The 26,366-nt window shown below is 65.9% G+C and carries 25 protein-coding genes and 1 pseudogene; 10 read left to right on the top strand and 16 right to left on the bottom strand.

The annotated features are described in order from the left end of the window. The first annotated feature begins 327 nt into the window (after positions 1 to 327). The 6 genes from N2603_RS32715 to N2603_RS32690 all read left to right on the top strand — a co-directional run bounded on the left by N2603_RS32715 (position 328) and on the right by N2603_RS32690 (position 5,955). Complete coding sequence (locus tag N2603_RS32715; RefSeq protein WP_260385368.1) at positions 328 to 1,053, top strand: response regulator; 726 nt, start codon at positions 328 to 330, stop codon at positions 1,051 to 1,053. A gap of 184 nt (positions 1,054 to 1,237) precedes the next feature. Further along, on the top strand, positions 1,238 to 1,858 hold the full coding sequence (locus N2603_RS32710; protein WP_260385367.1) for a DUF1127 domain-containing protein: 621 nt from the start codon (positions 1,238 to 1,240) through the stop codon (positions 1,856 to 1,858). Next, positions 1,848 to 2,015: a hypothetical protein gene (locus N2603_RS32705; RefSeq protein WP_260385366.1), complete on the top strand. Its 168-nt coding sequence runs from the start codon at positions 1,848 to 1,850 to the stop codon at positions 2,013 to 2,015. The genes N2603_RS32710 and N2603_RS32705 overlap by 11 nt, the downstream gene beginning before the upstream one ends. 42 nt (positions 2,016 to 2,057) lie before the next feature. Beyond that, the gene (locus tag N2603_RS32700) at positions 2,058 to 3,041 is read left to right on the top strand and encodes a cytochrome-c peroxidase (protein ID WP_260385365.1); all 984 of its coding nucleotides are present in this window, start codon (positions 2,058 to 2,060) and stop codon (positions 3,039 to 3,041) included. Beyond that, positions 3,038 to 5,539 carry a two-component system VirA-like sensor kinase gene (locus tag N2603_RS32695; protein WP_260385364.1) on the top strand — a complete coding sequence of 834 codons (2,502 nt, stop codon included), beginning with the start codon at positions 3,038 to 3,040 and terminating at the stop codon, positions 5,537 to 5,539. The genes N2603_RS32700 and N2603_RS32695 overlap by 4 nt, the downstream gene beginning before the upstream one ends. 125 nt (positions 5,540 to 5,664) lie before the next feature. Next, entirely contained in the window at positions 5,665 to 5,955 is a 291-nt protein-coding gene (locus tag N2603_RS32690; protein WP_145831959.1) for a hypothetical protein, read from the top strand. Between the two features lie 45 nt (positions 5,956 to 6,000). On the opposite strand, the gene N2603_RS32685 is transcribed toward N2603_RS32690, so the two are convergent. The 4 genes and pseudogenes from N2603_RS32685 to N2603_RS32670 all read right to left on the bottom strand — a co-directional run bounded on the left by N2603_RS32685 (position 6,001) and on the right by N2603_RS32670 (position 11,216). Then, positions 6,001 to 7,149 (bottom strand): amidohydrolase, encoded by a 1,149-nt coding sequence (locus N2603_RS32685; RefSeq protein ID WP_260385363.1) that lies wholly within the window; start codon positions 7,147 to 7,149, stop codon positions 6,001 to 6,003. A gap of 285 nt (positions 7,150 to 7,434) precedes the next feature. Beyond that, positions 7,435 to 8,522: pseudogene (locus tag N2603_RS32680) on the bottom strand (mandelate racemase/muconate lactonizing enzyme family protein). A gap of 147 nt (positions 8,523 to 8,669) precedes the next feature. Then, a complete protein-coding gene (locus tag N2603_RS32675) occupies positions 8,670 to 9,863 on the bottom strand; it encodes a M20/M25/M40 family metallo-hydrolase (RefSeq protein ID WP_018645162.1) in 1,194 nt (397 codons plus the stop codon). Positions 9,864 to 9,968: 105 nt separating this feature from the next. Then, on the bottom strand, positions 9,969 to 11,216 hold the full coding sequence (locus N2603_RS32670) for an MFS transporter (protein ID WP_260385362.1): 1,248 nt from the start codon (positions 11,214 to 11,216) through the stop codon (positions 9,969 to 9,971). Between the two features lie 186 nt (positions 11,217 to 11,402). Between N2603_RS32670 and N2603_RS32665 the strand changes: the two genes are divergently transcribed. After that, positions 11,403 to 11,741 carry a hypothetical protein gene (locus N2603_RS32665; protein WP_018646125.1) on the top strand — a complete coding sequence of 113 codons (339 nt, stop codon included), beginning with the start codon at positions 11,403 to 11,405 and terminating at the stop codon, positions 11,739 to 11,741. 109 nt (positions 11,742 to 11,850) lie between these two features. On the opposite strand, the gene N2603_RS32660 is transcribed toward N2603_RS32665, so the two are convergent. The 5 genes from N2603_RS32660 to N2603_RS32640 all read right to left on the bottom strand — a co-directional run bounded on the left by N2603_RS32660 (position 11,851) and on the right by N2603_RS32640 (position 15,451). Beyond that, complete coding sequence (locus tag N2603_RS32660) at positions 11,851 to 12,390, bottom strand: hypothetical protein (protein ID WP_260385361.1); 540 nt, start codon at positions 12,388 to 12,390, stop codon at positions 11,851 to 11,853. Positions 12,391 to 12,572: 182 nt separating this feature from the next. Next, on the bottom strand, positions 12,573 to 12,941 hold the full coding sequence (locus N2603_RS32655; protein WP_018646127.1) for an avidin/streptavidin family protein: 369 nt from the start codon (positions 12,939 to 12,941) through the stop codon (positions 12,573 to 12,575). A 15-nt stretch (positions 12,942 to 12,956) separates the two neighbouring features. Then, positions 12,957 to 14,471 (bottom strand): CYTH and CHAD domain-containing protein, encoded by a 1,515-nt coding sequence (locus N2603_RS32650; protein ID WP_260385360.1) that lies wholly within the window; start codon positions 14,469 to 14,471, stop codon positions 12,957 to 12,959. Between the two features lie 111 nt (positions 14,472 to 14,582). Beyond that, a complete protein-coding gene (locus N2603_RS32645) occupies positions 14,583 to 14,852 on the bottom strand; it encodes an HGGxSTG domain-containing protein (RefSeq protein WP_260385359.1) in 270 nt (89 codons plus the stop codon). Beyond that, positions 14,849 to 15,451, bottom strand: coding sequence for a hypothetical protein (locus N2603_RS32640; RefSeq protein ID WP_260385358.1), 603 nt, complete (start codon positions 15,449 to 15,451; stop codon positions 14,849 to 14,851). Before N2603_RS32640 ends, N2603_RS32645 begins: the two co-directional genes overlap by 4 nt. Before the next feature lie 454 nt (positions 15,452 to 15,905). Here N2603_RS32640 and N2603_RS32635 point away from each other — a divergent pair, with 454 nt between their 5' ends. Beyond that, positions 15,906 to 16,889 carry a Bug family tripartite tricarboxylate transporter substrate binding protein gene (locus tag N2603_RS32635; protein WP_260385357.1) on the top strand — a complete coding sequence of 328 codons (984 nt, stop codon included), beginning with the start codon at positions 15,906 to 15,908 and terminating at the stop codon, positions 16,887 to 16,889. Between the two features lie 303 nt (positions 16,890 to 17,192). On the opposite strand, the gene N2603_RS32630 is transcribed toward N2603_RS32635, so the two are convergent. Then, on the bottom strand, positions 17,193 to 18,101 hold the full coding sequence (locus N2603_RS32630) for an IclR family transcriptional regulator (protein ID WP_018646132.1): 909 nt from the start codon (positions 18,099 to 18,101) through the stop codon (positions 17,193 to 17,195). A 191-nt stretch (positions 18,102 to 18,292) separates the two neighbouring features. Beyond that, complete coding sequence (locus N2603_RS32625) at positions 18,293 to 18,754, bottom strand: NUDIX hydrolase (RefSeq protein WP_260385356.1); 462 nt, start codon at positions 18,752 to 18,754, stop codon at positions 18,293 to 18,295. A gap of 96 nt (positions 18,755 to 18,850) precedes the next feature. Here N2603_RS32625 and N2603_RS32620 point away from each other — a divergent pair, with 96 nt between their 5' ends. Continuing rightward, entirely contained in the window at positions 18,851 to 19,945 is a 1,095-nt protein-coding gene (locus N2603_RS32620) for a DUF1236 domain-containing protein (protein ID WP_260385355.1), read from the top strand. 48 nt (positions 19,946 to 19,993) lie between these two features. Here the strand turns inward: N2603_RS32620 and N2603_RS32615 are convergent, their stop codons facing one another. From N2603_RS32615 to N2603_RS32600, 4 genes are all read right to left on the bottom strand, one after another. Further along, positions 19,994 to 20,956, bottom strand: a complete 963-nt coding sequence (locus N2603_RS32615) for a lytic transglycosylase domain-containing protein (protein ID WP_260385354.1) — start codon at positions 20,954 to 20,956, stop codon at positions 19,994 to 19,996. 200 nt (positions 20,957 to 21,156) lie between these two features. After that, entirely contained in the window at positions 21,157 to 21,432 is a 276-nt protein-coding gene (locus N2603_RS32610; RefSeq protein WP_018646136.1) for a hypothetical protein, read from the bottom strand. 77 nt (positions 21,433 to 21,509) lie between these two features. Next, a complete protein-coding gene (locus N2603_RS32605; protein ID WP_260385353.1) occupies positions 21,510 to 22,367 on the bottom strand; it encodes a VOC family protein in 858 nt (285 codons plus the stop codon). Between the two features lie 146 nt (positions 22,368 to 22,513). Beyond that, positions 22,514 to 23,704 (bottom strand): urate hydroxylase PuuD, encoded by a 1,191-nt coding sequence (locus N2603_RS32600; protein ID WP_260385352.1) that lies wholly within the window; start codon positions 23,702 to 23,704, stop codon positions 22,514 to 22,516. Between the two features lie 237 nt (positions 23,705 to 23,941). On the opposite strand from N2603_RS32600, the gene N2603_RS32595 reads away from it, so the two are divergent. Next, positions 23,942 to 25,273 carry a PQQ-dependent sugar dehydrogenase gene (locus tag N2603_RS32595; protein ID WP_260385351.1) on the top strand — a complete coding sequence of 444 codons (1,332 nt, stop codon included), beginning with the start codon at positions 23,942 to 23,944 and terminating at the stop codon, positions 25,271 to 25,273. Positions 25,274 to 25,455: 182 nt separating this feature from the next. On the opposite strand, the gene N2603_RS32590 is transcribed toward N2603_RS32595, so the two are convergent. Beyond that, complete coding sequence (locus N2603_RS32590) at positions 25,456 to 26,256, bottom strand: SDR family NAD(P)-dependent oxidoreductase (RefSeq protein ID WP_260385350.1); 801 nt, start codon at positions 26,254 to 26,256, stop codon at positions 25,456 to 25,458. Positions 26,257 to 26,366 lie beyond the last annotated feature (110 nt).

Here is a 26,366-nt window from a genome sequence, read left to right as displayed (position 1 = left end):
CGCCGCGCCCCGGGAAGGTGCACGCGGGTCGAGTTGCCGTCAGCGACGCGGCCCGTCGTCAAGGTCAAACAGTCCCTTCGTCACCGGCGAACAGTCATGCAGGCGCAGAGACTGGAATCGCTCAAAAGTAGCATTAGCTAGGATCACAATGCTTCACGTCTGCGATATCCAGCGCACTTGGCCGCAGAAATACCGGGTTACAGCGTCATCAAGGCGCTATGGACGCCGTCGCGCACAGCGAGGTTTTGGCAGTCCCCTGTACTATTCGAGTGATTGCAAATCTTATGATGCGACTCTGTTGGTGACGACAGATTTTGAGAGAGAAGTATGCTTGCAGATGTTGGCCACATCGTCGTCGTCGACGACGATCCCACCTTGCGACAGATGGTGATCAGATATCTGGAGGAACACAACGTCCCGACCAGGGCGGCGTCCAGCAGGTCTGAACTGAATCACTATCTCGAAGCCAGTCAGCCCAGCCTGATCATTCTCGACCTTCGCCTCGGTCAAGAGGACGGTCTGGATCTGCTGCGGGAAATCCGCTCGCATTCAGACGTGCCCGTCATCATCACGACCGGTCACCGCCCCGATGAGATCGACCGCATCGTCGGGCTCGAGCTCGGCGCCGACGACTACATCATCAAGCCGTTCTCGCTGCGGGAACTGCTGGCGCGTGTCCGGGCGGTGTTGCGGCGACAGGAGATGGGCCGGGCCGCGCGCGCCCGCGACCCCGAGCGCGGAGGCTATCGCTTCGGCGGATGGAAGCTGGAACGCCGCGGCCGCAAGCTCATCGATCCCAGCGAAGCGCCGGTTGCGCTCAGCAAGGGGGAGTACGCCCTGTTGCTGGCCTTTCTCGAGGCGCCGCAACGCCCGCTGACCCGCGAGCATCTGCTTCAGGCGACCCGTATCCATGAGGACAACTTCGATCGCAGCATCGACGTTCAGGTGCTGCGGCTGCGGCGCAAGCTGGAGGCTGATCCGAGTACGCCGCGCGTTATCCAGACCGAGCGCGGCGTCGGCTATGTCTTCGCGGTTCCCGTAGAACCGTTCTAGAGCATGATCCGGACCCGAAGGGGCGCGCCCGCGCAAAGGACGCAGCGACTTTCCGAAAAGGTCACGCTCAGGCAGAAGCGCGGCCGCCGGATTGCAACTGTAACCCCTTTGCCGATGACGGTGATTTCGCTGTAACGCCGGCCTTGCACATTGCCTCCCACGAACAGCGTGTGGGAGATTTACGATGAAGACGCATTCTCGCAGTGTGGTCCGTTCCGTTCGGCCGGATGACGCGGAGCCCGGCGGGCAGGGGCGGGTCGCCTGGTCCGATGGCCGCGGCATGGCTCGTCTCGGTCCTGACCGTACCACGAGGCTGGGCCACGCGGAGACCCGTTCGCCCCCGACGCTGCAAGCTGCAGCGCCGGGCTCGCAGGTCAGCCTGTTCCGCTCGGTGGCCTTTGCCTTCATGGAAGGGTTTGCCCTCTATGGCGCCGCATTGCATCCGTCCGCTTCCATGCCGGTTCACGCAATCCTCGCGGCCCGGCGGGAGTGGGAGCCGTACCCGGAAGCCGACGAGCCGGCGAAGCCGGTGCAGAACGGCGATGGCCGCGGAACCTGCAGCAGCGGCAACGTCGTCAAGTTCGATCGCGTCCTGCCGCCCGACGTACAGCCGGAGCGGCGCTGGAGCTGGCTGCGGTCGGCCGGTGAAACGCTGACGGTTCTGCTGGCGCATTTGCGCCGGGAGCGCGAGATCAGGAGGGCCGTTGCGGCCTTGACGGAACTCGACGACCGGACATTGCGCGATCTCGGCATCCGCGGCCGATCGGACGTCGAGCGGATGGTGAGGTACTGTCGTGATTGCTGACGTGGTCTACCTCGCCTTCGCCGGGCTGGGCGTGTGCCACGCTGCCTGCCGCTCGATGGTGTCGGACGGCTTCAAGGCCGGCATGTTCGGCCTGCGTCCCCTCGTCTGGCGATGGTCACGTTCACGAAATCATCGCGCTTCCATCAAAAGCCGTTGAGCGGACGCCGTCGCTTCCGCTCCCACCCCCATATGACTGGCAGTGCGACTATTGGCTGGATTTCGTGGAGCCGGGCCAGGCGCCGGCTATCGGGGCGGGGTGATCGCGATCTGCGCGGTCTTGCTGTGCTGCCTGGAAGTCACGCCCGCGCCGTCGCAGTCGCCGCCGGCACCGGTGCTCGACCGCGGCGAGCCGATCACGCCGATTCCGCCGCCCCCCGCCGTCGATCCGCTGAAGGCGGCGCTCGGCGAGAGGCTGTTCGGCGATCGCCGGCTCTCGCACGATAATTCCCGCTCCTGCCAGTATTGTCACGATATCGCGACCAACGGCGCGAGCCAGAGGCGGCACGATGTCGATCTCGACGGGGTGGAGCTCGCGCTCAACACGCTCACCGTCTTCAATTCGACGCTCAGCTTTCGTTTCAGCTGGGAAGGAAAATTCCGCACCGTCGAGGCTGATATCAAGGCATCGCTGGAAAGCCGGCACACGATGGGCAGCAGCGCGGCGGAGATCTCCGCAAAGCTCGATGCCGATCCCGACATGCGCGATCGTTTCGTGGTGGCCTATGGTCGGCGCCCCGACGGCCGCGACGTTGTCGACGCGCTCGCAAGCTATCAGCGCACGCTGCTCACGCCGGGCGGCAGGTTCGATCGCTGGCTGGAGGGCGATGATGCAGCCTTGTCGGCCGAAGAACTGGACGGCTACCGCCTGTTCAAATCGCTGGGGTGCTCGGCCTGCCACCAAGGCGTCAACGTCGGCGGCAATCTGTTCGAGCGGCACGGCATATTCCACCCGCTGGCGTCGCCCGAGCCGAAAATCCTGCGCGTGCCGAGCCTGCGCAACGTCGCGACGACGGCCCCCTATTTTCATGACGGAAGCGCGCCGACGCTGGAGGACGCGGTTCGCAAGATGGCGCTGGCGCAGTTGAACGCAACGCTGACGGACCGGCAGGCCAGGGCGCTCGTCGCCTTCCTCAACAGCCTGACCGGTACCTGGCGCGGTGCGCCCGTCGGTGGCTCGCCATGAGATCAGCTCCTGCCGTTGTCAGTGTCGCGTTCGTGCTCGCGCTTCTCACCTGGCTCTTGTTGAACGGGCTGAACGTCAATTCGGCGCGTTATGACAGCCAGCTGGAGGCGCTCGGGGATTTCACCCGGTTCGAACGCGGGATGACCAGGGAAGTCCTCACCGCGCGCGCCGGCCTGTCGCGCAATTACGACGCGCTGGTGCAGATGGTGAATGCCTATGACGATGCCTTGACGCGGCTGCGCGACACGGCGGGCCTCGACGCCGAGCAGACGAGGGCCATCGACGTCCTGTCGGCGCGGGCCGGCCGGCAGGAGAGCCTGATCGAGCGGTTCAAGAGCAGGAATGCGCTGCTGCAGAACTCCTTTGCCTATTTCGGCCTGTTCAGCGACAAGCTGGCCGAATCGGACTCCCGGCCGCTGGTGACGGCCGCCTCCGCGCTGGCGGCCGCCATGCTGCGCCTGACGCTCGATACCTCGGACGCCGCTGCGCGCCAGGTCGAGGACCGGCTGGAAGAGCTGGCGCAATTGCAGCCGCCGCCGGTGGAGAAGGATTCGGTCCGGGCGCTGCTGACCCACGGACAGATGCTGCATGATTTGCTGCCCGATATCGACACCATCCTGAAGACGCTCGTCGCCGATTCCAGCAACCGCGAGCAGGATGCCATGCTGGCGGTCATCCTGAAACGCCAGCACGCCGCGCGCGCCTCGGCGCGCAAGACGCGTTTGCTGCAATACATCACCTCGCTGCTGCTGCTCTCCGGCATCATCTATTTCGGCATGCTGCTCCGCAAACGGGCCATGACGCTGCGCCGCCGCGCCGCGTTCGAGCATGTGATCGCCAACATCTCGATGCTGTTCATCAATTCGAGCAGCGAGCGGATCGCCGCGGATGTCGAGATGGCGCTCCACCAGCTGGCCGGATGTATCGGCGCGGACCGTGCCTATTTTGTCTGCGAGGTCGGCGCGACGACGCACAGCTATCGGTGGTCCCGCGACGGCGTCGGGTTCGAACAGGGCTGGCCGCAACGGGTGCTGAGCCTCGCGGCGCGATCCGACGGCGGCGACGACGGCATCGTCTACATCCCCAAGGTGAGCGCATCGCATCCCCACGAGGCGATGAACCTGCTCGCCGAAGCCGGCGTGAGCGGCTGGCTCTGCATCATGTCGGCCCAGAAAAGCCGCGATGGCATTCTCGGCTTCGACGCCCTGCATGGAGGCGCACTCAGATACTGGTCTGAGGTCTCGCTGTTTCGCATGGCTTTCGATGCGATTCGCAACGCGATCAGGCGGGCCCGGCTCGAGGGCGAGAAGGAGCGTCTCCAGGCGAGCCTGCAGCAGGCGCGCCGCATGGAGACCATCGGAACCTTTGCCAGCGGCATCGCCCACAACTTCAACAACATCGTCGGTGCAATTCTCGGCTACGCCGAAATGGCCGACGCGCGGATCCCGTCGGGAAGCCGGCCCGCCGCGAGCCTCGCCGAGATCCGCCGGGCCGGCGAGCGGGCGCGCGAGCTGGTCGAGCAGATTCTCAGCTTCGGCCGCCGCGGCGAAGGCCGGCGGGAGAGCGTATGCGTCAAGACCCTGATCGACGAAACCAGGTCGCTGCTCGCCGCGTCACTGCCTTCGTATGTCAGGCTCGAGGTGAGCGAGGTGGCCGAAGCGTCCGTCGTGACCGGGGAGCCTGGCCAATTGCAGCAGGTGATCCTGAATCTCTGCAACAACGCGGCGCAGGCGATGAAGGAGCCCGGCCGCATCGAGCTCCGCATCAAGACATGCGATCTCGCAAGTCCGCTGCCCGTCGGGCGCAGCGACGTCGGCCCTGGCCGCTTCATCGTCATTTCCGTCACTGATCCCGGGCCCGGCATGGACGAGGCGACGCTGGAGCGGATCTTCGAGCCGTTCTTCACCACCCGCCCGGACGGCAACGGCCTTGGGCTCGCGACGGTGCGCGAGATCGTCGAGCAACATGGCGGCGCGATCGCGGTGCGGAGCCGGCCGGGCGCCGGCACGCGTTTCGACGTCTGGCTGCCATCGGGCGAGTCCGACGAGCCGCAGCCGCCTTCGCACGGCTCCGATCCGGCGCTCCTTGGCGCCGGCGAAACCGTGCTCGTGATCGACACCGATCGCCACCGCCTGTTGCGCTATGAGGAGATCCTCGCGGCGCTGGGTTATGAGCCCGTCGGCTTCACCAGGCTGGCGGAAGCCATCACCGCCTGCCGGGCCGCGCACGCCCGCTTCGACGCGGCACTGGTGTGTCATCTGCCCGGAGGCTCCTCGCTCGATGTCGCGGCGGCGTTGCATGATGCCGCGCCGGCTCTGCCGATCATCCTGGCGGCGCCCTCGACACGCGATCTGGCGATGCCCTCGCTCGAGACGTCGGGCATCACCGAGCTCGTGCATCATCCGCTGGTGTCGGCGGAGCTCGCCGGCGTGCTGGCGCGGAGCCTTGCCTCGTCCGCGACGGGCGGCAGATCGAGGCGAATAGCCGGAGTTTCCTGAAGCATGATCCGCAGGCGGTTTCAGCCGTAACGCGATAGCGTCGCGGGCGACATGGCCGGGTAGCCGGCATCTCCTATCCAGCACAGGCGCGGCTTCGCAAATGTCACCGCGATAGGAGAAGAATGATGTCGATCAGACTTGGTGTGACCATCGTCGCAGCTACGGTATTGTTCTGGCCGGTTTCGAGCCTCAGGGCGGGAGAAGGCGCGCGCGCAGGCGCTCGCTCGACGATCGTCCCGCCCGGCAGTCTCGCCCCGACAAGGTTCGCGGACCTGTTCCGGCAAGCTCCCGTCGGACACCGGCAGCCGCGGCCCAGCGACTTGCTCGCGCCTGTGCAGGCCTTGCCCGTCGACGCCGAGCTGCGACGTCTCGACGAGGAGATCGATCGCAAGCTGGTCATCTGTCGCGGCTGTTGATCATGCGGAAGGGCGGCGAGCATCAGGCCCGCCGCCCTCCGCATGCTAGTTCGCGCTCAGCGCCGTCTTGGCGACCTCGGCCATCCAGCTGGAGGCGACGGGAAGGATGGCGTCGTTGAAATCGTAGCGCGGGCCGTGCAGCTCGGCGCCGTCGCGCAATTCGCCGTTGCCGATCCAGACGAAGGCGCCGGGGCGGTGCTTGAGGTAGAAGGCGAAGTCCTCGCCGGCCATGCTCGGTGCGAGGTCGCGGCGAACGCGCGCCTGCACCTTCTCCGCGGCGAGGCGCGCCAGATCGGCCTCGGCCGGCGTGTTGATCACCACGCCGACGCCCATGACGATCTCGGGCGTGACCTTGACGCCGAAGCTCGTGGCAATGCCGGCGCAGGCCCGTTCGATCCCGCCCAGGATGGTGTCCTTGATCTCCTCGCGATGAAACCGCAGGGTGCCGCGGATCACCACTTTGCCCGCGATCTGGTTCGGCGCGGTGCCGCCCTCGATCGTGCACAGCGAGAGCACCGCGGTGTCGAGCGGATCGACGCTGCGCGACACGATCGACTGCAGCGCCACGATCAGATGGCCCGCCGCCATCACCGGATCGCGCGTCAGATGCGGCATGCCGGCGTGTCCCGCATGGCCTTCGATGGTGATGGTGACGCGTCCGCCGGAGGCCATGACGACGCCGTCATGGACCGCGATGCTGCCGGCCTGAAGGCCCGGCCAGTTGTGAAAGCCGAACACCCGCTGCATCGGAAAGCGCTCGAGCAGCCCGTCTGCGACCATCGTGCGCGCGCCGCCATAACCTTCCTCGGCCGGCTGGAAGATGAAGTGGACCGTGCCGCTCCAGTCGGTATCGGCGGCGAGCAGCGCGGCTGCGCCGAGCAGCGAAGCGGTGTGCCCGTCATGGCCGCAGGCATGCATCACGCCGGGACTGGTCGAGGCGTAGGGCAGGCCGGTGTCCTCGGTGATCGGCAGCGCATCCATGTCGGCGCGCAGGCCGACGCGGCCCTGCGCCGATCCGCGCGTCAAGGTCGCGACGATGCCGTGGCCGCCGACATCAGCCTCGAAGGGAATGCCGAGCTCGGTGAGCTTGTCCTGCACGAAGGCGGCGGTCGCCTTCTCCTGGAGGGACAGTTCGGGGTGGGCATGCAGATGCCGGCGCCACGCGGTCAGTTTCTGGTGCAGTTCGGGTGTCAAGGCAGGGGATCTTTCGCTGGGAGGGCCGGCTTGCAGCCAGCATAGCCGAATATCGGGCCGCCGCATCAGGCGCCAGCGAATGCCCCGCGTGCAGCAATGCGCGTTTGCTTGGCGTGCGCGATCAAGCCGGACAGCTTGCAGCAAAGGCGCTGCGCTCCCTCCCCCGCTTGCGGGGGAGGGTTGGGGAGAGGGTGTCTCCGCATCGGGATTGTCCCACTGCGGAAAGAGCCCTCACCCGCGCCTTCGGTGCGACCTCTCCCGCAAGCGGGAGAGGTGAGCCCACTCCTACGCCGCCAGCTTCGCCAGCCCCTTCCAGTCGAAGCCGATGCCGTGGCCCGGACGGTCCGGCGCCAGTGCCTTGCCGTCCTCGAGCACCAGCGGGTGCTCGATATATTTGTCGAGGCCAAAACCATGCGCCTCCAGATACGACCGGTTCGGGCACGCCGCGAGCAGATGCACCGTGATGTCGTGCGCGCCGTGGCTGGTGACGGGCAGGTTGAAGGCCTCCGCCAGCCGCGCGATCTTCATGAAGGCGGTGACACCGCCGCAATTGGTGACGTCGGGCTCGGGATACGACACCGCGCCACTGGCGATGTAGTTCTTGAACTCCCACAGCGAGCGCAGATTCTCGCCCGCCGCGATCGGCACAAGCCCTCCTGCATGATGCGGGCATGGCCCGCGACGTCGTCAGGAATGATCGGCTCCTCGAGCCAGGTGAGATCGTAGGGCTGGAAGGCGCGGGCGGCGCGGATGGCTTCCTCGACCGTCCATTTCATGTTGGCGTCCGCCATCAGCGGAAAGCCGTCGCCGAGATGCTGTCGCATGGCGGCGACGCGCCCCACGTCGGATTTCAGGTCGGGCCGGCCGACCTTCATCTTGATGGCGCGAAACCCCTTCGCGAGATTGCCGTCGGTCTGCTTCAGGAGCGCCTCGACGGAGAGATCGAGGTCGATGCCGCCGGCATAGCAGGGCACGCGCGCATCGAAGCCGCCGAGCAATTGGTACAGCGGCAGCTTCGCGCGCCGCGCCTTCAAATCCCACAGCGCGATGTCGAGCGCGGAGAGCGCCAGCACGGTCGGCCCGCCGCGCCCGCCGTAATGCAGCGCCCACCAGACATGATGCCAGATCGCTTCGGTATCGTCGGCCTCGCGCCCTTCGACCAGCGGCGGAATCTCGCGTCCGAGGATGTCGGCGACAGCCCCGCCATTGCGCCCGACCGTATAAGTGTAGCCGACGCCTTCAGCGCCATCGGCATCGCGGATGCGGCAGGTGATCAGCTCGAACGCCGCGATCTCGCCATGCGTGGAGTCGGACAGCGTGACGGGGAGGGGGATCCGGTAGAGTCCGGTCTCGATGCTTGCGATGCGTGCCATGTGGCCTCCCTTTCTTTTTTCGTAGGGTGGGTTAGCCGAAGGCGTAACCCACCTCTTTACTTTCCGCGCGGGCAGAGAAGTGGTGGGTTACCCTGGCGGTTTGCGCTTCGCGCAATCCGCGGCGCTAACCCACCCTACGAATCCAGCTCACCGCATCGTCGCGACCTGCAGCGCCAGCGCACACGCCCGGTCGTATTCGTCGAGATTGATCCATTCGTCGACCGTGTGCGCCTCGTTCTGGCCGGCGCCGAAGGTCACGGTCGGAATGCCGTGGCGGACCATCCAGTTGGCGTCGAGGCCGCCATTGGCGGCGCGCACGTTCGGGGTGCCGCCGACGGCAGCCACCGCCTCGATCGCGCGTTTGACGACCGGCAGGTTCTCCTTCATGCGGAACGGATAATAGTCGGTCTCGGCCTTGAACTTGACCTTGCCGGACTTGCCTTGTGCGTTCGTCACCTTCTTGGCCGCCTTCTCGAACGCGGCCTTGTAGGCCTTGGTGATCTCCTTGAAGAATTTTCCGTCATGGCTGCGGCATTCGCCGCGCACATGGACGTAGTCGGTGACGACGTTGGTGGCATCACCTGCGGGGCGGCCTTCGCCGCCGGTGACGGGGCCGACATTGCTGGTGCCTTGCTGCTTGCCCTTCACCACCTTGCCGAACCAGCCGCCGGCCTTCACCTCGGCGAGCGCGAGGGCCATGATCATGGTCGAGGAGATGCCGCGCTCGGGCGCGACGCCCGCATGCGAGGCGCGGCCGAAGATCTCGACGGTCCAGCGGTCGGCGCCGACGGCGCCGATCACGACGTTGGAGGCCGAGCCGCCATCATAGTTGAACGCCATCACCGGCGAGCCGAGCTCGTCCAGCTTGACGTGGCGCGCGCCATAGAGCCCGCTCTCCTCGCGCACGCAGAACAGCAGCGTGATCGGCGGATGATCGAGCTTCTGTTTTGCCAGTTCGGCGGCCAGCGTCACCAGCACGCCGCAGCCGCAGCGATTGTCGCCGCCGAGCGCGGTCCTGGCCTCGTTGACGATCTTGCGTCCGGATTTCTTGGGCTTGGCGCCGGCGCACAGCGGCACCGTGTCCATGTGGGTCATGAACATGATCCGCGGCTGGTTGTGCAGTGCGCCGCGGCCGGGAAGGTCGACGATGAGGTTGCCGGTCTCTGTCGGCACGGGAATGCGCGTGTTGGCATCGTCGAGCCGGATCGCCTTTGCCGGCACGCCGGCCTGCTTCAGCGCGGCGGTGAGCTCACGCCCGATCGCCGCCTCCTGTCCGGTGACGCCCTCGACGGCGAGGAAGCGCATGAGACGATCGGTGGCGGCTTTGTGGTCGACAGGCATGGACTGGAATTCCCTTGATGCGCGAATGCGTAGGATGGGTAGAGCGCAGCGAAACCCATCAACTCAACGAACGCCGCTGATGGGTTTCGCTTCGCTCTACCCATCCTACGAATGCGACGAGGTATAAGTCAAAAAGATCAGCACGCCGAACGCCAGCGCGGCCGCCATGAACAGCAGCACGGCCGGCAGCCCCGCGAGCGCCGCCACCGCGCCGGTGACGGATTGCATCAGCGCGGTGCCGAGAAAGAACGCGAGGTTGACGGCCGCGAGTGCCTTGCCTGCGACCTGCGCGTCGACGAGCTGCCTGGACATGCCGAACAGCAGCGGCTGGGCGGAGGTGAAGAGGCCGATCAGCACGAACAGTGCCAGATCGTAGGACGGCGGCATGACGTTCACGCCGAACAGCCATGCAACGGGAAAGTGCGGCGCTCCCAGTGCCATCAGCGCGAGCAGCAGCGCCGCGACCGCGTGCGTACCGGCAACCAGTTCGCGACGGCGGCCGAGCCTGCGGTCGATCATGCCGACCAGCAACGGGCCCACGATCATCGCCAGCGTGAACGCACCGAGCTGGTTGCCGGCCTCGATCCGCGTCAGTCCCTTGATCTCCATCAGCCATGGCCCGCCCCACAGGCCGCGGAGCACCAGCGTGCTCGCCAGCGACACCAGCGCCAGCGCGATCACGCCGCGCAGCGGCCGCGACAGGCCGAGCCTGACCACCTCGATCATCTGCGACAGCGGCGAGGAGTCGTCCTTGTGCTCGGCCGGCTGGCTCGGCACCAGCACGAACACCGCGAGCGCGACGAGAATGCCGCCGAGAGCTGAGATCCAGAACCCGGCGCGCCAGCCGAAATTGTCGATCACGAAGGCGAGCGGGCTCGATGACAGCAGCATGCCGATATTGCCGATCGACAGGATCGCGCCCGACCACAATCCGAACCGCGCGGCGGACAATTGCTTGGCCGCGAGCGTCATCGGGCACATCAGCATGCCCGAGGTCGCGACGCCCAGCATGAACTGCCCGACCGCAAAGCTCGCAGGTCCCGTCGCAAACCCCGAGGCCACCGCGCCGAACACGGTTCCCGCCAGCAGGCCGAGCGACACCGGCCGCACGCCGAACCGGTCCATCGCCGCGCCGACCGGGATCTGCGAGGCCGCGAAGGCGAAATGATAGACGGAGGTCAGGCTCGCCAGCGCCTGCGGCTCGATGCGGAAATCCGCCGCCATCAGGTCGAGGCTGACAGCCGGAATCGTGCGCAGCAAGGTCGAGAGCATGTGCCCGCAGGCGAGCGCTACCAGCGCGAAGATCAGCGCGCGGCTGGCATCGCCCGCGTCGTCGGTCGCAGCAGTCCCCATCAGCGTTCCGTCCCGGCAATTTTACTGTGGCGTTACACGATCGGAACGGCCGTGCCAAGCCGGGGCGATGGCCTGGACACGCCTCTGGCGCTCTGCGTGATCAAATGTCTCGCGAGGGCGCGCAACAGCCGCTTGCCTCGGTTACCCCTTTGTGTTGGCATGCCGAGATCGACCGGGAGAAGCGTCATGCAAGGATATGTCGCTCGCGCCAACATCGACCACTATATTGGCCTTCTGAACGGGAACGATCTGCCGCCTCATAACCGGGACACGATCCTCAAGCTGCTGATCGCGGAAGAAGACACGCTCAGCCATGACCTCGAGCATCTCGAATTTGCGGAAAGCCGGGCGGCGAGCGGCCGCCAGCGGCTGAACCATCTGATGGGCCTGCGCAGCGCTTTCGCGCCCGGCACGACCGAGCGTGCGCAAGCCGACCGGCTGCTGGTCAACTTCGAAAGGCTCCAGACGCTGCTGGACGAGCTCTGTCATCGCCTGCGCGACAAGGTGAGCTCGCGGGGCGTCTAGAGCATGATCCGGAAAAGTGTGAAGCGGTTTTCCGAAAAGATCATGCTCAAACAATAACCTAGAGCGCGATGACGAATCGTCGCAATCTCATCGCGCTGTAGGCGCCCGCTCACCCGACCCGCGGATTCACCACCGCATAGCCGCGCAACGATCGCGCGTGAATGCGGGTGGCACGGCCTCCTGAATTGCCGTCATACGCCATCCACACGTCTCCGCCGACATGCTGCTCCAGAACGAAGACGTGTCCGTGCCGCGCGGCGACCATCCCGGGCGCCGGCGAGGTCCGCGGAAAGCGCAGCCAGTTCGCAGCCAGATTCAATCCCGGCACGATGTGGCCAAACACGCGGATCGACGCCGCGCAACCGCAGAAGGAGCGCGGGCAGCCGGATGGACGGCCGCCGACGACCTGGGCTGCGCCTTCCGTTGTCGCAACCCGCATGACGGCAACGCGACCCGTCACCTCTTGCGGCGCGCGAAGGCGCGATGCCGTCGTGCGCATGTTCGAGCCGGCGAAGTCGCAGGGCATGATGACGTTGCACTCGGGCGGCGGCGCCGCGCGGAGGGATCGCGCGGGGCGCGCATCGGCAGCGCCCGATGAAATCGCGACAATACAAGTAAAAGCAAACGCAAACGCAACATGACGGCGCATCGCAGGTCTCCAGGTTCATGAAGCCTGCCCCGCCGCAGAGAAGGAACAAAATCCTGGACCAAAATACGACGGCGAACCCGGGTGAAATGAGGCTCTTTTGTGACCCCAGAACGCAAGTTAAGTGAAGGCCGGGCGGACGCTATCACGTCAGCTCGCGCAGCAGCTCCAGGGGAAGGCGAACGCTATGCCCGCTCGAAAGTGTCGACGTTGGTTGTCACGGCGCGCCACCAGTTCAACGGCTTGAGCTTGGCGGGATCACCCTCGCTGGCGGCACTCAGCGCCTGGTCGGCGACCACGAACCAGGCGGTCTCCATTTTCCCGTGACGCAACAATCCCGTGTACGAAACGACGCGGTCGCCCGTCGCAGACGAGCCCACGGCGACAAAGCCGATGCAATTGCCCCGATGAAACCCGGTGACCTGCACCGTTTGTCCGTAGAAGCCGCTGTCTTCGAGCGCCGTCTCGAACGTGCCTTCGATGCGCTCCTCCGTCTCGCTGATGATGCGAAGGAGGGAGCCGAACTGATTTCGCCAACTGCCGACCCATGACATCCCGGTTCTCCCGCGTCACTTGCCCGGCGCGACGCGCAGCCGGTGCAGTCGATGCAGCTCGCCGGCGGCGTCCTTCATCAGGCCGTGCGCCGCCTCGCGCTCCCGGCCGACGATGAACCCCGACGCGAAGGCCTGGGCGCGCCGGTTGGCCGGCGGCGCCGCCAACGCCGTCTCCGTCGCCAGCTCGCGATGCGTCATGAAGTCGTTGAGCGATCCCAGCGCGGACTGAATCGCCTTCAGCTGGCCGGAGAGGTTTGCGAGCTGCCCCTGGTCGCGATCGCTGTAGAGACTCCCAAAGAAGTCGACGGCGTAACGGATCTTCTTGATCCTGATCCGCAGCTTGTGACGCTGCATCGGGTCGAGATCGTCCAGATGCTTGCCCTGCTTGCGCGCCGTCCTGATCCGGCGGTCGAGCACCGCGGCGGCGTAAGCAGCAATCGACCGATTATCGTCGGCGGGGGACTGTCCGGTCTCGATCCACTCGATCACGTCGATCAGCAGGCGGCGGTAGCGGGGCGATTCGACCGCCTCGCGGGCGCGCGCAAAGGCGGCCCTCCGCTCCGCGGAAAACTTCTTGGCGATCGCGCGAGCGCCGCGTTTCGGGACGCCTTGGCCCGCGATCGGCAGAATGCTTTCCGTGAGGAAGACGTCGACCTCGCGCGCCGGCGCCAGCTCGCCCGTGAGCCATTTGAGCTCGGTCTTGATCCGCTCCGTGCTGGCGCGCGGCAGGGTGTCGGAGAACAGCGAGATCGCGGCCCGCAGGCGCCGCAGGCCGACGCGCATCTGGTGGACACCTTCCGAATCCATGTCCCGCACCGGATCGGCATTCGCCGTGATCTGGCGAAGCGTCGAATGCGCGATCACGCCGAAGGCATTGCGCGGCGAGAGCTCGCATTTGAGCTCGATCGGCTCGGCGTGCTGCGCGCCCGCGCTGTTTCCCGTCACGAGTTGGAAGCCTCGCTCGGCTTTCGAGCGCAGATCGAGCTCGGCGCCCGTCCTGCGTTCGAGATTGCGCGCCAGCCGAAACAGATCGGCGACCTGCCCGGATTTCAATTCCAGCTCGAACTCGGCAACCGGCCGCGAGCGCCGCCCGGCGCCGATGCGGCCACGGTCGACGGCGAGCTCGATCTGGCTCTTTCGCACCCGCCTCGCCTCGGTGGTGCGATGGACCTCGGTCCGAAACACCGGCCGCAGCCTGCGCGGAAGTTTTTTGGATGCGAGGTCCGCAAGAGGGGTGTTCTTGATCTTCTTGAAGTCGGGCCTTGCGCCCGCGACCTCATGCTCCCATTCGCCGCGCGTCACGGTTCCGGAGCCGCCCGCCTTCACGGTCTGGACGTAGCGATCGCCAATCTTGCGGACGCGGAGCGTGAGACCATGTCGCTTGAGCTTCTGCTTGCTCGTGTCGTAATAGGTCGACACCAGATCCTGCTCCGACCGGTCGCCGCGTCGTCCGCTCGAAGCGGCGGCGCGCAAGACGGATGACAGCTTTCGCGGCGCAAGGCGGAATTTGAGTTCCGTTTCGGCATTCATCGGGCATGCTTCCGTTGCCCATTCAAGTGGCGCCAGTGCGAGAAGTTCCGTTTGCAACGGGCATTTCGAATCCCGCGACGTCCGCCCGTGATCCACGCCGGCCGGACGCCATCACGTCAAGTTCCGCAGCAGCTTCAGCGCGTCATCCAGCAAAGAACCGATCTGCTTTCGCTCATCGATCGCTTCCCCAGTGAATAGTCCATGCTTGCGCGCATTGCGGTTTCCGAGCGGCGCGCCACATCCCGGTGTGCCGCCGTGCATGCGGCATCGCGCCTTGCCGTGCGCGGCCGGCGAGCGGCACGCGGCGCCATCGCGCGTCCTGGCGCCGCAGCGGGGGCTGGCCCGCATCGGGATGGTGTTGCGCGTGTGGCCGCCGGTCATGCGACTGCACCCTGCCTTCCGTCGTTCGAGCCGGCTTCCGCGACGATCATGTTCGCATGCTGGGTGAGGTTGCCGACGATCGCCTTGCCGCCGTCCTGGACCGACAGGTTCTGCACGGTGATCGCGCGCTCGCCGCTGTTGCGATGGCGGCTCAGGGCCTCGGTCTGCGCAGCGAAGGTGCGGGCCAGCCGGGTCAGGGCGCGCGTGGCGCTTTCCTGTTGCGCAAGGTCGTCGATGAAGGCCAGGCGGCAGGCGGAGCGCATCGCCATGGCGTGGACTGCCACCATCTGCGCCGCGAGCATCGCCTCGATGGAATCCCTGGGGGCGATGCTCTTCATCATCGAGACCATGAAGGCGAGATTGGCCTCGTCCGGCTTCTGCCCGATCGCGCTCGCCTTCATGAGCTGCTTCAGGATGCCGTGCAGCGCGTCGCGGTCGACCGCGCCGAGGGCATCGGCGAGCAGGCGCTCGCCGGCCTGCTGATCGGGGTGGTCGATCGCAATGCGCCGTCGATGCAGCCTGATCCGCGGGCTTGCAGGTCTGCCGTAGCCGTTCGCCGCGATGGATGTCGTGCCGTTGCGTTCCGGAGCTGTCGTCATGTCGATGTGTCCCTTGCCGGCGCAGGCGCGTGGGCCCGCCGTGAGCGGAGCCCATCGCGCTTTGCGCGGCAGTTGCGATTTTCAGATGTGGATGAGGGGTTTACGCGGAGCCGCGGCCTGGCGCCCATGTCGGGGCGGGATGGAGGCTTGCGGTTATCGCGATCATGCCATTCTGCCACTGTTTTGCCCGACGGGTCAAATCGATTTCGAAAAATCAGAAAGCGTGGGTCTGCCTCGCAAGTCCTTGATGCGACTGGGGCCGGCTACTGTGCATGGGGTTGTTTTCGCACTTTTTTTGTTGAGACCGCTCCTCACGTGCCGCGCGGCGGAATTGCCTGGCATCGGGCGGATGCAAACGCGATTGCGAAATCCGGTGTGGCCGCTCATCATGGTCCTCGCATGCGCCGCACCAACAAACATGCACAAGCGGCGCACGAGGTTGGGGAGAGAACGAATGCAACGAACGGCCCGCCTGCTGGCGCTCATCGCCGGACTCTGCGCCGCGGCGCTGACGACCGAGGCCCTCGCGCAGAAATATCCGTCGCGGCCGGTGAAGATCTTGGTCGGCTTCAGCGCCGGCGGCCCGGTCGACGTGGTCGCGCGCATCGTCGGCGATCGTCTCGCCAACAAGCTTGGACAGCCCTTCGTGGTCGAGAACCGTGCCGGCGCCAACGGCATGATCGCGGCCGAAGGCGTCGCGCGCGCCGACGCGGACGGCTACACCATGCTTGCCTGCAACTCCTCGACCATCACGCTGAACAAGACGCTGTTCAAAGACATCCGCTACGATCCGGAAAAGGACTTCGCGCCGCTCACCACCGTCGTGTCGGCACCGCTGGTGCTGGTGGTCAATCCGGAGAATCCAAAGACCGCCGACATCAAGACCGTCGCCGATCTCGTCGCGGCGGCGAAGGCGGCCCCCGGCGCGCTCGCCTATGGCTCGGGCGGCAACGGCAACCTCGCCCATCTCGCCATGGAGCTGCTCGCCCAGAAGGCCGGCATCAAGCTGATCCACGTGCCCTATCGCGGCGGCGCGGCGTCCGAGGTCGGCATCCTCGCGCAGGAGGTCTTGGCGGTGTTCGATCCGCTCTCCGCCGTGCCACTGGTGAAGGCCGGCAAGCTGCGCGCGCTCGCGGTGTCCTCGGCCGAGCGGTTGCCGGCGCTGCTCGACGTGCCGACCGTCGCGGAGGCAGGCTATCCCGGCTTCGACATCTCGTTCTGGGTCGGCTTCTTCATGCCGAAGGCGACGCCTGCGCCGATCCTGCAGACGCTGCACCAGGAGATCGTCACGGCTGCCAAGGATCCGGCGGTCGAAGAGAAGCTCGGCTCGCAGGGCGTCGTCAGCGTGCTGAGCCCTGCCGACTACGCCGCCAAGATCGCAAAGGAGACGAAGGAGCTTGCCGAGGTCGTCGCTGCCGCGAACATCAAGGCGGAGTAGGGCGCCGGTGGCGCTGCGGGCTCACCTCTCCCGCTTGCGGGAGAGGTCGGCGCGTCCCGGGCGATGCGAAGCATCGTCCCACGCGCCGGGTGAGGGTTCTTTCCTCCTGGGGGGATTGCCCCGTTGTGGAGACACCCTCTCCCCAATCCTCTCGGCGCGAGCGAAGCTCGTCGCGTCCCGCAAGCGGGAGAGGGAGCCCAGCTCCTTCGCGGCAACGATCACAGCCACAAAATCTGCTTGCTGGAGGATGATCCCGAACGCCATTGCCAGTGTCGACCGGCAAAATCGCCGCCTGCGCGGGGTTCAGACTTTTTTGGCGAACGCCTTCTGCGCACGATCCTTGGCGCCGAACTCGACCGAGAGGCGGTCGGCGGCGGCTTGCACGATCTGCGCGCCGTCGTGCAGCGCCTGGTTGGAGAGGCGCCAGATCGGGCCCGAAATCCCGAGTGCGCCGATCACCTGTCCGGTGAAGTCGGTGACCGGCACGGCAACGCAGCGCACTTCCGGATTGAACTCGCCGTCGTCGAAGGCGACGCCGGTGCGCTGCACCTCGGCGATCTCGCGCATCAGCACGGCGGCATCGGTGATGGACTTTGGCGTCGACGGTTTCAGCTCGGCATGATCGAGGAATCGCTTCAGTTGTTCGGGACGGAGCGAGGCCAGGATGATCTTGCCGAGCGCGGTGCAGTGTGCCGGGCGCACCACGCCGACGCGGTCGGTCAGCTGGAACGCGCCGGGGCCGCTGGTGCGCGCGATGACGACGACGGCATCGCCCATCCGCACGGCAAAATGGCTGCTTTCGCTGGTCTGGCGCGACAGCTCCTCCAGCACCGGCGTTGCGACATTGACCATCTCGATCTCGTCGAGCGCGGATGCGGCGAGCGCGAACAAGGGGCGCCCGATGCGGTAGCGCTTGTTGTCTTTCTCCTGGCGCAGATAGCCGAGCGAGACCAGCGTCTTTGCCAGATGGAAGGTGGTGGAGTTGTGCAGGCCGACGAGCTTGCTGAGTTCTGCGAGGCCAATGCCCTCGCGATGCCGCGCGACCTCTTCGAGGATCGAGAAGGCGCGTCCAAGCGACTGCACGCCGCCGCCGCGCTGCTTGTCGTCGGACTCGACATCGCCCTCGGCGCGCGGAGCAGGGACCAGTTTGGCAATCGCCGCCTTGCGCGGGCTTGCAGGCTTCTCGGTCGTGGGCTTGGTGCGCGATTTCAAGGACAGGCCCCCTTCTCGTGAATCGTCGTGACTCCGTTGTTGCTACACTAGCACGCAGCCGGCGCGACCGTCGGCACGGCGCCCGGTGTTTCCTCGGGACGTAGGCTATCACAGTATAAATTGACGTACAGCATCACGAGATGACCTCGACGGTGACGGACGACGACAAGCCGGTGTGAGCGGCGCGCGGCCTATCCGTCGCCGACCAGCTGCGCAAGGCGTTCGAGCAATGGGCGTTGTCCTGCGTTGATCTTTTGCTGCGCATCTTCGACCGTGAACCATTCGGCGCGGTCGACTTCCGGAAAGTGCTGCCGCTTGCCGCTGCGCGGCGGCCATTCGATCTCGAACGTGTTGCTGCGAATGCTGCCGACGTCGATATCGAGCTCGGCCGCGAACGCGGTGACGATCTTGCCGCCGCGCTGCCTGATCTGACCAAGCGCGATCAGCGGATTCGTCACCTCGAGTCCCAGCTCCTCGGCAAACTCCCGCCGGGCGGTGATCTCGGCGTCCTCTCCGTCCGCGTACTCGCCCTTCGGGATCGACCATGCGCCGAGGTCCTTGTTGCGCCAGAACGGCCCTCCGGGATGCACGAGCAGAACCTCGATATGGTGGCGCTTGCGGTAGGCGATGATCCCGGCGCTCTTCGATGGCATCGCAAGTTCCCTGCAGCCTTGGGTCGGGAAAAACTGGAACCGAGCTTCCCAGCGCCGGTTAGTAGCCAAAGTTGAACCGGACAAAGGGAGACAAGCATGATCCGACTGTTGGCAACAACCGCACTGGGGCTGGTGCTGGCAAGCGCCGCCTTTGCGCAATCGCCGAGTACGAACACGAAGCCCGAGCAGACGCCGCAATCCCAATCGAATTCCGCCGCTCCGTCCACCGCCGCGCCGTCAGGCGCTGCTGGCCCGCAGCAGTCCACATCGCAGCCGCAGCAATCACCGACATCGGCGCAGAACGCACAGAGCGCCACACCGCCTGCCAACACCGGCTCCGGCACCTCAAACGCTGCCAACAGCACCGACACGTCCTCGCGGCCGCAAAGTGGGGCCGCAAACTCAAGCACGACCGGAAACCAGCCTGCGACCCAGCAGAGTGCCAATCCACCGGCAACGAACCAAGCGCAGGATCGCTCCAATCCGCCGTCGGCCAACAGCAACCAGGCGCAGCAGGCGCCCGGCGGGACCGGAACCAACCAGGCTCAGCAAGCGCCGAATGCACCAGCGAGCAACCAGGCCCAGGGCGAGCGGTCGGGAACCAGTTCACAGGCTGCCGCCGACGTCAATCTCAACCGCCAGCAGGAAACCAAGATCAGCGCTTCGATCTCGCACCTGAACGTGCGGCCGCTGACGAATGTCAATTTCTCACTGAACGTCGGCACGGTGGTGCCTCGTGACGTGCACCTGTCGACGCTGCCGCCTGATGTCGTCGAGATCGTGCCGCAATATCGCGGCTACAGCTTCGCGCTGGTGAAGGATCAGATCGTGGTGGTCGATCCTGCGAGCTACAAGATCGTGACGGTCCTTCCGTATTCCGGACAGTCCACGGCGACGACGACCACGCGCGAGCGCAGCGCCAGCAAGTTCTCGGATCGCGATCGCGAGGCGATCCGCAAGCATGCGAAGACCCGCACCGAGGGGCGCAGCGAGGCGCGGACCACCGGCAGCACGGCACGCACCGAGATCCATGTCGGCGACCGCGTCCCCGAGACTGTCGAGGTCGAGGAATTCCCGAGCACGGTCTATCGCGACGCGCCAGACCTGCGGGAATATCGCTATATCCATCGCGATACGCGCACCTACGTCATCGAGCCTCGCGAACGTCGCGTGATCGAGGAGATCGACTAGTCTGAAAAATCCCGGGAAGCCGCTCAACCGAGCGGCTTCCGGCTCGCATCAGCTCGAGGAACGCTCGCGCGATGCTACACGGATGGCTCGGGCCTTGGCGCTCTTTCCGGCCGCGCGCGCCGCAATCATGCTTCGCGCCTTGCCGTGGACTGAGGCGCTCTTGCGCAGCAGGGACGCAAACCGCTTGCGCGCACGGTTTGCCGAGAGGCGCGCCGCCAGGTGCTCGGCCCTGCGCATGATGGTGACGACGGACGGCGTCAGGTTCACCGGAACCCAGGCAACGTCCTTCGTCTTGGAGAGGCTGCCGATGCCTTCGCATGGCGCCTCGCGCGGCAGGTCGATCCTGATTGCGAGGGCCTCCGAGCGTTCGGTCCAGTCCTCAGCCCGGGTGCCGGTGATGATGCGGACATAGTCACGCGTCTCGCGCGGCAGCTCGCTCTCCCTGGCGAGCCATTTCTGGATGCGACCAGGCCCAGCGTTGTAGGCGGCCGCGGCGAGACCGAGATTGCCGAAATCGTCGCGGAGCTTGCGCAGAAACTTTGCCGATGCCGGCAGCGCCTTCATGGCATCGAAGGGATCATCGAGTCCGACTTCGGCGGCCGTGTCCGGCATGAACTGCGCGACGCCCTGCGCGCCGGCCGAGCTGACCTCGCTGGAACGAAAGCGGCTCTCCTGCCAGAGCAGGCGCGCGAAGAACGGCACGGGAATGCCGCTGGCCTCAGCCGCTTCCCTCAGCGCGTGACAGAATCGGTCGGTTGGCGAAGGCGGGGCCTGCACGACGGTCTCGACGGTGTGCGCCGGTTCGATCGTCTCCTCGTAAGCCGCGCGTGCATTCGCCAGCTCAATGGCCTGCACGCTCGCGAGGAAGAGGTCGACGAGGGGAACCAGCGAAGGCGCGCGATCCTCCTTGGGAGCTGCGTGGTCGAGGCTTGGCGTTTGCCAGGACGGCGACGAGCCGACGTCGCACATCAGAATCAGGAACGCAGCGCAAGCCGCGACGAGAAATCGCATCTCGGTAAGAGTCCTCGAACTGTGGGGGAACGACCGGCGCCTGCGCCGGTGACGAGGACTTCATTAACCGTAATTGCGGCGAAGCTGCGATTCCGAAGGGCGCACGGTGTTAGTACGGTGTTCCCGCCGCAGACCGATGCACCATCGGCCCGCGGATCTACGGGAACCGCGACGCTGTCACGCTAGTGTGCGCAGAGCGCTTACGCCTTGGGGAAATCCTTGCGCATCGCGATCTCGGCGGCATCGCCGGGCGACAGCACGGTCTGGTCGAAGGCGGCCTGCGGCTTCGTCATGATGTCATAGAGCGAGATGCCCTTGATCGGCTTGTCCATGAGCTCGCGGACGCAGTCGGCGAGCGTGCCATTGTAGACGAGATAGGGCGGGCCCCGATCCTTCTGCCGCTCGCCCTTCAGCGACGGCCACTTCTTCAGCTCGGCCGGCGCGTCGTAGGCGATCGGCGATCCCTCTTTGAACATGCGTCTGGTCCCGGCGACTTGGATGGCCTGGAATCCTAGAGCCGCCGGGTAAACACACGTTAAAGAATTAGTTCAAATCAGCCGGCAATGAAGGCGAGCAGGGTGCCGTTGGCTTTGGCCGGCGGCACGCAGATCGCGGTCCCGCTGCGCACCGCGGCTGACCCCAGCGCTTTCTCGGTCGCTGCGAGATCGCCGCTGACCAGCACCAGGGCCGCACCGCCGCGCTCGGAGAGCCCCGCGAGCGGGACGCCGGGATAGCGCTTTCCGAGCTGGTCCAGCGTCAGATAGACGAAATCGGCGCGCTCGCCACCGGAGGGCACGGTCACGGCGCCGTCGGCCTCGGCCTTCGGCTCGCGGTCGATCAGCCGGCCGAGATGGGCGGCGTCCTTCGCCGGCTCCGGCGTTGCGATCAGCGTCTGCTTGATTCGCGTGGCCGCATTGGCGTGCTTCATCAGCTCGGGGATCCACACGGTCTCGCGGGTCTTGTGCTGGCAGGCGAAGATGCGCACGCCGCCCGGCGCCTCCGCGGTCGGCCACATGAAGGTGCGGAATTTCGCCGCCGAGATCGTACCGTCAGGCAGCGTGACGGGGCGTTCGAAATCGGTCGGGCCGATCGGCGTCAGGCCGCGGGCGCGGATCTCCTCCGCGCCGGCTGCGGAATCGATCGCAGTGAAGGCGATGCGCTCGATGCCCTCGCCATGCCGCTCGACGAAGGCGCGGGCGGGTGCATTGTGCTCGGTCGCCACCAGCACGCCGAGCAGCTCCATATAGTCGGGGTCGAACATGATGGTGTAGTTGCCAGTGCCCATATGTGCGCTGTGCGTGCCGCGCGGGGAGATGGTGAAGCCGAGCTGGCGATAGTTCTCGGCGGCCTTGTCGAGATCCTTCACCATGACCACGGCGTGGTCGATACCGATGACGTTTTTGAGGGCCACTGTTCTTTCCCCGAATGCAAACTGACTTGGACAGCGACCCAGGGCCGCTGGTCCTGTCTACGCCGGATAGGCGGTCAAGTCATTTTCAATTCCGTGGGAGATGCGGAATTTCATTTCGCGAAATGCGCGATCGACGCATGACGGCCTCAGCGCGCCTGCTCGATATAGGCTGCGAGGACGGCGCGCTCCTCGCTGGTCATCTCGGTGATGTTGCCCGGCGGCATTGCATTGGACCAGGCGGCGACGCGGCCGATCAGGCGAATGTTGCGCTGGATGTGCTCGGGCGCATCGAGCAAAATGCCTTTTGGCGCGGTGACGATGCCGGCCCAGACCGGTTCGGCCGCGTGGCACATGCTGCAGCGGGACATCACGATCTCCTCGACATTGGCGACCGTGACCGGCGTCGACAATGCGCCCGTCTTCACCTCGCGCGGACCGGCGGCGGACAGGAAGAGGATCGCGATCACGCCCACGGCGGCCACGCCCCACACCCACCATGGCGATTTGCGCCCGGCATGCCCCTCGTTGAAGAAGTGACGGATCACCGGGCCCAGCGCCAGGATGAGCGCGACGATGATCCAGTTGAATTTTGTCGCGTAGAGCAGGGGATAGTGGTTGCTGATCATCAGCACGACCACGGGCAGCGTCAGATAGTTGTTGTGGACCGAGCGCTCCTTGCTGGCCTTGCCGAGCTTCGGATCGGGCGCCTGTCCCGCGACCAGCGCCGCCACGATCTTCTTCTGGTTCGGGATGATCAGCGTGAAGACGTTGGCGACCATGATGGTGCCGATGATCGCTCCGATCTGGTTGAAGGCGCCGCGGCCGCTCAGCACATGGGTGAAGGCATAGGTGAGTGCGACCAGGAACAGATAACCGCCAATGGCGAAAGGCAGCTCGCGCTGTGCCAGTCCGCTGCGGCAGGCGGCCTCGTAGAGCAGCCACGCCAGCGCCAGGCTGCAGAAGCTGAACAGGCCGGCCTGGAACGGCGTGAGATCGAGGATCGACTTGTCGACCAGGAACAAATCGGCCTCGAGATAATACACCACGACCATCAGCGCGAAGCCGGATAGCCAGGTGGTGTAGGCTTCCCATTTGAACCAGGTCAGCTCGTCGGGCATCTGGGTGGGCGCCACCAGATATTTCATGATCCGGTAGAAGCCGCCGCCATGGACCTGCCAGGCCTCGCCCTGCACGCCGTCCGGCAGGTCAGACCTCGGCTTCAGGCTGAGATCGAGGGCGATGAAGTAGAAGGAGCTGCCGATCCAGGCGATCGCCGCCACCACGTGCAGCCAGCGGAGCAGCAGGCTCGCCCATTCCGATATGATGGATCCCCACATGATCACCCCATCAGGTGCGACATTGACGCCGCAGCTTTGATGACCGCAACCGGCGGCCGTCGCCCCTGCAATGTGTCGCACCGATCAGCCGCATTTTCCAGTATGATGGGCTGCGGCTGATGCACATCGTGCGGGCATGAGCTGATGTGGGATTCGGCAGGCGTTTGACCTGCCGCAGAACGTTTGCGGGTCGACCAACGTTGACGTTGGCGACGTGCAGGCCGGGAGGATGGCGACGTGAAGAACAGGATTTCGTCCGTGGCGATGTCCGCGGGGTTGCTGGTCGTTGTTGCGTCTGGCGTGCAGGCCGACCCGGTGCTGCAGGGCAAGGACGCCTATGGCGATTGGCGGGCCGACAAGCCCGGCGCGGTCAGGCTAATCCGGCCGCAGGACCTCGCCAGGCCCAATGCGACGCCGTCGGTTGCCAGCTTCTCGCGCGTGGTGCCGCGGCCTTCGCAGGCATCGCTCCTGGTGCCGGCCGGCTTCAAGATCGAGCTGTTCGCCGAAGGCTTGCGCGCGCCGCGCATCATCAGGGTCGCGCCGAACGGCGATGTCTTCGTCGCGGAAACGCGGGCCGGCACCATTCGCGTGCTGCGCACTGGGGAGGGCGGCAAGGTCGCGACCAACGAGGTGTTTGCGAGCGGCTTGAAGCAGCCGTTCGGCATCGCCTTCTTTCCAAATGGCGACAACCCGCAATGGGTCTATGTCGCCAACACCGACAGCGTCGTCCGCTTTCCCTATCAGGCCGGCGATCTCAAGGCGCGTGGCAAGGCGCAGACGATCGTGGCAAGCCTGCCGCATGACGGCGGCCATTCCACGCGCGATATCGTCTTCACGCGGGACGACAAGCGCATGCTGGTGTCGGTGGGTTCGCTCAGCAATGTCGCCGAGGGCATGGGAACGCCGCCGGGCGGAATGGGTGCCTGGTCGAAAGCGCAGCCGCTCGGCGCGGCCTGGGCGAGCGAGACGGAGCGCGCCACCGTGCTGGCCTTCAATCCCGATGGCAAGGAGCGGAAGATCTACGCCACCGGCATCCGCAACTGCGTCGGGCTCGCGGTCCAGCCGCAGACCGGTCTGCCCTGGTGCTCGACCAACGAGCGCGACGGCCTCGGCGACGATCTCGTGCCCGACTATGTGACGAGTGTGAAGGAAGGCGCGTTCTACGGCTGGCCGTGGTTCTATATCGGCGGCAATGAAGACCCGCGCCATGCCGGCGCGCGGCCTGATATCAAGGACAAGGTGACGGTCCCCGACGTGCTGATTCAGCCGCACTCGGCCTCGCTCGGCATGACGTTCTACCAGGGCTCGCAGTTTCCGACTGAATACCAGAACGATGCTTTCGCCGCCGAGCACGGCTCCTGGAACCGCTCCAAGCGTACCGGCTACAAGGTGATCCGCATCCGGATGAAGGACGGCAAGCCGACCGGCGAGTATGAGGATTTCGTCACGGGGTTTGTGCTGAGCGACACGGAGGTGTGGGGGAGGCCGGTCGGTGTTGCCGTGGCGAAGGATGGATCGCTGCTGGTGTCGGAGGATGGCAACGGCACGATCTGGCGGGTGACGCACTGATCTTACCCTCCCCTGGAGGGGGAGGGTCGATCGCGCGCAGCGCGAGCGGGGTGGGGTGATCTCTCCGCACGGAAACTGTTGGACGGGGAGGGACCTTCACCCCACCCCGCTACGCATTGCGCTACGCTTCATGCGTAGCGACCCTCCCCCTCCAGGGGAGGGTAAGAGCAGCATGCTCGCTTCTACCCCCGCCTCACGCTGGCGCCGCCATCCACCGGCAGCGTCACGCCCGTGATGAAGCCCGCCTCGTCCGACGCCAGAAACAGCGCGGCGTTCGCGACGTCCCAACCCGTTCCCATCTTCTTGCGCAGCGGCACCTTGCTGTCGCGCTCGGCTTCGACCTCGGCGCGGGTCTTGTGCCATTCGCGGGCGCGGGTATCAACCGCCATCGGCGTGTTCATCAGGCCGGGAAGGATGACGTTGGCGCGGATGCCGTATTCGGCGTTCTGGTAGGCGAGCTGTTCGGTGAAGGCAATCATCGCCGATTTGGTCGCCTTGTAGGCGACATAAGGATACGTCGTGATCGCCGCCATCGAGGAGATGTTGATGATGGCGCCGCTCCTTTGCGCGCGCATGATCGGGATCACCTCTTTCGCTGCGAGGATGCAGCTCTTCAGGTTGATGGCGACGACGCGGTCGAAGGCCTCCTCGGTGAGTTGAAGCAGCTCGGCATCGCCGCCGGACAGGCTGACGCCGACATTGTTGTGCAGCACGTCAATCCGGCCCCAGCGCATTTGCGCGTCCGCGACCATTGACTTGATGTCGGCTGACTTGGTCACGTCGGCCTTGAAGGCCGCGGCGGTACCGCCTTTTGCGGTGATCATCGCAACCGTTTCCTGCACCGACTCCAGGTGGTGATCGACGCACAGCACCTTGGCGCCTTCGCGCGCGAAGGTCAGCGCGGTGGCGCGGCCATTGCCCATGCCTTCGCCCGGGCTCTGGCCGGCGCCGACGACGATGGCAACCTTGTCCTTCAAGCGCATTTCAGCTCACTCCCTGGATCGGTACATCTCATTATTTTCGTGCAGATTAGCAATCGACCAGACCGGCGAGAAGGGCGCCGCTCCTGCGTTCATGTCATTGACATCACATG

Source organism: Bradyrhizobium huanghuaihaiense (assembly GCF_025200885.1).
In the GTDB taxonomy this organism is placed as follows: domain Bacteria; phylum Pseudomonadota; class Alphaproteobacteria; order Rhizobiales; family Xanthobacteraceae; genus Bradyrhizobium; species Bradyrhizobium huanghuaihaiense.
Note: the sequence above shows the minus strand (reverse complement) of the source record. Positions and strands in the feature narration are given on the sequence as shown.

Excerpts from the sequence above, each read along its gene's own strand:
- N2603_RS32715 (WP_260385368.1), top strand. The coding sequence starts at position 328 with ATGCTTGCAGATGTTGGCCACATCGTCGTCGTCGACGACGATCCCACC.
- N2603_RS32695 (WP_260385364.1), top strand. The coding sequence starts at position 3,038 with ATGAGATCAGCTCCTGCCGTTGTCAGTGTCGCGTTCGTGCTCGCGCTT.
- N2603_RS32615 (WP_260385354.1), bottom strand. The coding sequence starts at position 20,956 with ATGCGATTTCTCGTCGCGGCTTGCGCTGCGTTCCTGATTCTGATGTGC.
- N2603_RS32590 (WP_260385350.1), bottom strand. The coding sequence starts at position 26,256 with ATGCGCTTGAAGGACAAGGTTGCCATCGTCGTCGGCGCCGGCCAGAGC.
- N2603_RS32640 (WP_260385358.1), bottom strand. The coding sequence starts at position 15,451 with ATGACGACAGCTCCGGAACGCAACGGCACGACATCCATCGCGGCGAAC.
- N2603_RS32645 (WP_260385359.1), bottom strand. The coding sequence starts at position 14,852 with ATGACCGGCGGCCACACGCGCAACACCATCCCGATGCGGGCCAGCCCC.
- N2603_RS32690 (WP_145831959.1), top strand. The coding sequence starts at position 5,665 with ATGTCGATCAGACTTGGTGTGACCATCGTCGCAGCTACGGTATTGTTC.
- N2603_RS32635 (WP_260385357.1), top strand. The coding sequence starts at position 15,906 with ATGCAACGAACGGCCCGCCTGCTGGCGCTCATCGCCGGACTCTGCGCC.
- N2603_RS32610 (WP_018646136.1), bottom strand. The coding sequence starts at position 21,432 with ATGTTCAAAGAGGGATCGCCGATCGCCTACGACGCGCCGGCCGAGCTG.
- N2603_RS32675 (WP_018645162.1), bottom strand. The coding sequence starts at position 9,863 with ATGCCTGTCGACCACAAAGCCGCCACCGATCGTCTCATGCGCTTCCTC.
- N2603_RS32710 (WP_260385367.1), top strand. The coding sequence starts at position 1,238 with ATGAAGACGCATTCTCGCAGTGTGGTCCGTTCCGTTCGGCCGGATGAC.
- N2603_RS32620 (WP_260385355.1), top strand. The coding sequence starts at position 18,851 with ATGATCCGACTGTTGGCAACAACCGCACTGGGGCTGGTGCTGGCAAGC.
- N2603_RS32625 (WP_260385356.1), bottom strand. The coding sequence starts at position 18,754 with ATGCCATCGAAGAGCGCCGGGATCATCGCCTACCGCAAGCGCCACCAT.
- N2603_RS32670 (WP_260385362.1), bottom strand. The coding sequence starts at position 11,216 with ATGGGGACTGCTGCGACCGACGACGCGGGCGATGCCAGCCGCGCGCTG.
- N2603_RS32665 (WP_018646125.1), top strand. The coding sequence starts at position 11,403 with ATGCAAGGATATGTCGCTCGCGCCAACATCGACCACTATATTGGCCTT.
- N2603_RS32660 (WP_260385361.1), bottom strand. The coding sequence starts at position 12,390 with ATGCGCCGTCATGTTGCGTTTGCGTTTGCTTTTACTTGTATTGTCGCG.
- N2603_RS32600 (WP_260385352.1), bottom strand. The coding sequence starts at position 23,704 with ATGTGGGGATCCATCATATCGGAATGGGCGAGCCTGCTGCTCCGCTGG.
- N2603_RS32650 (WP_260385360.1), bottom strand. The coding sequence starts at position 14,471 with ATGAATGCCGAAACGGAACTCAAATTCCGCCTTGCGCCGCGAAAGCTG.
- N2603_RS32655 (WP_018646127.1), bottom strand. The coding sequence starts at position 12,941 with ATGTCATGGGTCGGCAGTTGGCGAAATCAGTTCGGCTCCCTCCTTCGC.